Genomic DNA, 3120 nt, shown 5'->3' on the forward strand with positions numbered 1-3120 from the left:
TTAAACACACCAGCGCCCATGGTACTGTGTCTCAAGACACGGGAGAGTCGGTCGCCGCCAGACCTGCACAGAACAAGATATTCCCTCAGACGATCGTCGAAACGCAGAAAGGCCGCCCCCCGGGGCGGCCTTTCTGCGTTTCGACCCCTCCGACTCATGTCCGGCATGTCCGGCGTCCGTTGGGCCATGGTCCTGCGGACGCCAGCCGGACCATTGCAAGGGCGTCCACAAGGTTCGGATCTGGCCTGCGGACAGTGATTGTCCGGACAGGATCCCTTCGGACACCGCCTAGCGCAGGCGGCGCCCATCCTGCGGGATGGCCGAGAGGTCGAAGGCGTAGCCCTTGGCCGCCAGAGCCTCGAGGACCAGGTACTTCACGGTCACCCGGCGATCGAGAGCCTCCTGCCGCAGGGCTGTCCAGACGGGATCCGGCACCTCGACCTTCAGAACCGCTGCCTTGGGCGGCCTCGTGGAAGCCAGGGCTTTCGTGGCCTCGGCCGGTACGCTCCCGGCGCTCTCGATGGCCTCGGTCGGCCGGGGCTCGTCGGAGATCCGGGCCGCGGCCGGCGGCGCCTGGGGGGCGCTCGAGGCCCGCGTGAAGCCGAGGTCGCTCGTGGCGGCCGCCAGCTGCCAGGCATCCTCCGGACTCGTATGCGGCCGCGGACGGGGCGAGGGCAGGAATGGAGGCTTGCTCATCGTCAGGCTCCCTGCTGCTCGGCCAGGATGGCGAGGAGCTCGTTCAGGACACCGCCCACCTCGGCGGCGGCCTTCGGATCGCCCCCCGGCCCGGCCGGCGTCGATCCCGTGAAGTGCATGGACTGGTACGCGGCCCGCTGGATCACCTCGGTCCGCAGCAGCGGGATGCCGGCGCCCTGGATCTCTTCCCGGGCGTGCTGGGCGACGCGGCTCTGCAGGGGCGACATCTGGGTCAGGACCACCCGGGCCGGGATCGATCGGCGCAGCATGCGCTCGGCCCGCTGCACCACCTCGTAGGTCCGGAACACCTCCTGCAGGTCCATTCCCGAGATCTTGGTGGGGATCAGCACGAGGTCCGACTCGGCGATCGCGTAGGTGACGGCCTGCGAGGCGGCGCCCTCGAGGTCCACCAGGACGATCCCGTACTGCGTCGCCGCTTCCGCGATGCGGTCGAGGATGACGGTCTCCGTCACCCCCGAGATGACCGCGACGGTGGAATCCGTCCCTGCACGCTCGCGCCACGAGCCCACATGCCCGTTCGGGTCGGCATCGACGATGGCCACGCTTCCCCCCTGCCGGGCGAAGGCGTCGGCCAGGCAGATCACGAGGGTCGTCTTCCCGACCCCCCCCTTCGTCGAACAGACGCTGATGACCGCCATCGCAAGGCTCCCTGAGATCCGGGGGTTCAAACCCTCAAGAGCCCAAATCCCCAGATACCCTAGCGCCCAAATCCCCAAGAACCCGTGAACCCAAGAACCCGCTGGCCCACTTGGGTTCTTGGGTTCTTGGGCAAAAACCCATTTGCCCATTTGCTAATTTAAGGAGAATTCCTGTTTTATTTCTGACGCTTGCGCTTTGCCGGGACGCTCTGGCCCTGACGGAGGGGCCGTCTGGTCGGGCTGTCGGCCTTGTCCGTCGGCGGCGTGGAACGCCCTGGTCCGATCGAATGAATCAGTGGGAGAAAGGCGCGCCGGCCACGGCAGGAGGTGCCGACTGGGCACCGCTGCGGAGCGGCATAAGTCCCTGGTTTGACAGGAGAGGCCCCCGCATGCCGAATGCGTGGTCTCGGTCCCTTAGTGGACTGGGGATTCGATCAAGGAACCGCCGCCTCACCGCAGTAGGACCCTGAAACGACAACGGCCCCCCGGTCGCCAAACCGGAAGGGCCGTCAAATCGTAGATGTGCCGAGGAACACCGAATGTCCTCAGCACATCATAGCTCCCCTCAGGAGTCAACCGAGAATGTGCATTCTCGAGGCGATGTCGCTTGGCCCGATGCGGTCCCAACCCAGGGACCACCATGTCGTTCGACCACCTGCTCAGTCTCGTTAACCATGTTCCCCTGGCCGCCCTGGACGCCCTGAGCCGCGATGTGTGGCGCGGGGCCGGGGAGGGCGCCCTGACCGAGGCCCAGGCCCAGGCCCTCGCCGAAGCCATCCACGGCCGTCGCAAACCGCGTATGCAGGCCTCCGCCGTCTCCCTGGGATGTCTCACGGTCATGTCCTCGCAGAGGTCTCCCGAGGCGGCTGCCGAAGCCTCGGGAGCGCCCTCGGGCAAGGATCTGGGCAAGGATCCGCGCCTCTGGTCGTATTTCCCGATCAAGCGTTCTCAGCGCTCGCCCGACCGGGCCCGTTCCCTGGAGCGCCGGCGAACCCTGGCCGCCTCCGGACCCCTGCCGCCCAAGCTCGCCTGCCGCTTCACCACGGGGGAGCTGGCGGTCCTCAAGGTCGTGGCCGACGCGTTCGTCGCGAGCGGCCAGTGCACGCTCTCGATCCCCGAGATCGCAGCCCGCTCCGGTGTGAGCCAGACTACGGCGCGCGGCGCCCTGCGGATCGCCCAAAACCTCGGACTGGTGTCGATCACGGAGCGGCGGGTTCCCTATCGTCCCAACCTCACCAACGTGGTTCGAGTCGTGTCGCTGGTCTGGTTGACCTGGCTGGAGGGCCGGAAACCGCGGAGCAAGGTCCCGGAGGGGACGGGTGGCGCCCCGCCGACCCCCCGGCAAGCCCCCGGGACCGTGGCCGCCTCTCTGGGCAGGGGGGAGGGTTCACTTTTGAGAGGGCCACGGAATCAAGGGTTTACAAGAAAAGGGGCGAGTGGCCGCACAACCTGGAGGTGAGACAACGCTCCGTCCGGTGCAGCGGGGCTCCCACCTTCTGTCCCGGCTCCGGACCAAGGGGAATGAATCCTCGAAAAGCACGTGAAACGCAGGCGTGAGCACGTGTCGAGGTCACGCGGTCAGGACGGGATTTCCAGCTCCGTCACGACGCGACCTCGACGCACGCCTGCATTCGGCGCTGCGTCCGGGAGAGAACCAAACTGCGACATGTGCGTTTTACCCGATCGTGGGTGTTGACGGGCTCGGGCGTGGTCCGTATACCCCGGTTCATCGGCGGGCGGCCAACGGGGTTGGCGGCTTGCTTTT

General features: G+C 67.2%; 3 protein-coding genes. 1 reads left to right on the plus strand and 2 read right to left on the minus strand.

Translation table 11 applies throughout. From position 1 onward, the window contains the following. Positions 1-288: 288 nt before the first annotated feature. The gene (locus tag AC0IWM_RS23620; protein WP_471759096.1) at positions 289-696 is read right to left on the minus strand and encodes a hypothetical protein; all 408 of its coding nucleotides are present in this window, start codon (positions 694-696) and stop codon (positions 289-291) included. Positions 697-698: 2 nt separating this feature from the next. Further along, a complete protein-coding gene (locus tag AC0IWM_RS23625; RefSeq protein WP_471759098.1) occupies positions 699-1355 on the minus strand; it encodes a nucleotide-binding protein in 657 nt (218 codons plus the stop codon). Between the two features lie 640 nt (positions 1356-1995). Between AC0IWM_RS23625 and AC0IWM_RS23630 the strand changes: the two genes are divergently transcribed. Further along, positions 1996-2814 carry a hypothetical protein gene (locus AC0IWM_RS23630; protein ID WP_471759100.1) on the plus strand — a complete coding sequence of 273 codons (819 nt, stop codon included), beginning with the start codon at positions 1996-1998 and terminating at the stop codon, positions 2812-2814. The last annotated feature ends 306 nt before the right edge of the window (positions 2815-3120 follow it).

The organism is Methylobacterium sp. AC433 (assembly GCF_979253015.1).